Source organism: Ruegeria sp. YTSA219 (genome assembly GCF_059609985.1).
The window spans coordinates 1-2,074 of record NZ_JBXWMT010000033.1 but is presented as its reverse complement, the minus strand read 5'-3'; the positions used below and the strand labels follow the sequence as shown (position 1 = coordinate 2,074).

Genomic DNA, 2,074 nt, shown 5'->3' with positions numbered 1-2,074 from the left:
AGAGTTATTGACGGAATCATTTCGATGTGACATCCGTTCGGGGCTGGTGTGGATAACTCGACGGCGCGCCAAGCAGGCTACGGTTCGGGACGGATGATTTCCGTTCGCCGGGATGTGCCTGTATCACGCTCCAGAGAGTGGTTTGCAACCACGTTAATAGCGACTCGATGAGGGACTTTGATGTCGGGCGCTTAACTGTATCCCTCCATTAAGAAGCAAATTTCTGTTTCTTAGTTTCTGCTTGAATAGCAGAGCAACCAAATCCCGAGAAATACAAAGTCAACATGAAACCCGAGACCGCCTTCGCAGGCGGTTTTTTTGTTCTGAAAGGATGACATATGAACAAAGAACCAAACGAAACCTCCACAGAAGTAACCGAACCGCAACCGAGATCCCCATGGATCAGCTACGCTCGTCGGAAAGCCAACTCAGCAAAAGACGTCGTCGCGGCTGGGCAAGATATGCTTTCTCAACCTGAGCCAGGCCGGGAGACGTCCGGTGTTGCCGAAAAAGACGTGACCTTTCTCGCTCGCCAGATCAGTAATTGGATCGTTCGAAATAGGAACCAGTTCTTTCTGGTTGAACGACCATCGCACCCTCTTTCGCAGGCTGAAGCAAAAAGGGTATGCCTAAAGCGGCTCAGGAGCCGTTATCCAGAGATGGACTTAACACAAGACCTTCAGCGTTCGGCGTTTCAGCGGGCTTTTGAACAAATCCATGACGACCCGAGCCAATCCATCGCGCTTTGGAACGGATCGACAAAGTGCCGTCCTGATATCAAGGAAATGATTATACCTGAAGGCGATACAGTTGCTCTCAACACTTGGAGCAAACCAGCTTATCGCGACCTTGCAGTTACCAACGCCGATACGACCATGTTCGATCAGTTTCTTGAACGGATCTTCCGCCAAGAAGCTGACCGCCGCGTCGTCAAGGATTGGGTTTCGTGGGGTCTTCAGAATGAGGCTGAGAAACTGGCTTGGGCTTTGTTCTTTTACTCCAGACATAAAGGGACAGGTAAGAGCACCCTTTGCACCTTGATCACCAAGCTGTTTGGGGAAGAAAACTCGATCACGCAAAATAGCGTCGCCAAGCTGACGGGGAAGTTCAACAAGCCGATCCTGGACAGCAAGCTGGTGGTATCAGAGGAACTGCAGCTGAAGCCGGATTCACCTCAAGGGAACACACTGAAGACGTACATCACCGAACGGGTTACAGTCTCGGAGGCGAAGGGGCGGGAAGTTGAGAAAGTCACACAGTGCTGCTGTTTCGTCTTCACGACCAACCATCTTCCGCTCTGGATCGAAGGTGGCGACCGTCGTTACTACGTGGTCGAGGTTGATCATGATGGACATGCTTCTGGTCCTGAGGCCGAAGACTTCGGTAACTTCATTGGCGAGTTCAACGCATGGATGGACCAACCGGAGAATGTCGCTCGGCTCTATAACGGGTTGATGGAGCATCATCAGTCGAACGACTTTAACCCTCGCTCACTGAATCTGTCACTGATCAAGACACCAGTCATGCGGGATATCATGGGTGCATCTCGGGAGGTGCTTCTGGTTCGGCTGGAGGAGCACATCAACGGGCTTGGTCGCTTCGCCATATCTCAGGAGAAACTGGCCAAGTTATTCATCGAAGATCTAAAGACCAATCAGAACCGCATTCGTCACATGATGCCTGAACTTCGATGGCGTTCTGAAAGCGTGAAGTGGGGCGGCGTCGATCATGCACGGACGGTTTGGGTTCATGCCGACTATCAGGTTGCTGGTGGACGGGTGAGAGGTCCGGATGGCTATGACGAACCCATCGACCCAGATGAAGACGAAGTGGAGATTATCTGATGAGAGCACCTTTGTTCATCGCAATGGATCGGCATCAAGAATGGTACACGGACCTGATCGCCAACCACCACCAAGAAGCCAGTCAAAAAGTAGAGGAACTGTTGAATGACACTGAAGAAGAGGAAAACGGCTGTTGGGTCACACCGACTGTCGAGCCAAGGAAACTACGATTCCGGGGGGAACAAGACCGAGCATACAGGTTCGTATATTGCATTACCCACCGGCTTGCC

General features: G+C 51.6%; 2 protein-coding genes. Both read left to right on the top strand.

Translation table 11 applies throughout. The features are described 5' to 3' along the window. The first annotated feature begins 338 nt into the window (after positions 1-338). A complete protein-coding gene (locus AC2FFB_RS20015) occupies positions 339-1,844 on the top strand; it encodes a primase-helicase family protein (RefSeq protein WP_496875358.1) in 1,506 nt (501 codons plus the stop codon). Further along, the coding region (locus tag AC2FFB_RS20010; RefSeq protein WP_496875357.1) for a hypothetical protein at positions 1,844-2,074 on the top strand (231 nt) is incomplete at its 3' end. The genes AC2FFB_RS20015 and AC2FFB_RS20010, both read left to right, overlap by 1 nt.

Excerpts from the sequence above, each read along its gene's own strand:
- AC2FFB_RS20015 (WP_496875358.1), top strand. The coding sequence starts at position 339 with ATGAACAAAGAACCAAACGAAACCTCCACAGAAGTAACCGAACCGCAA.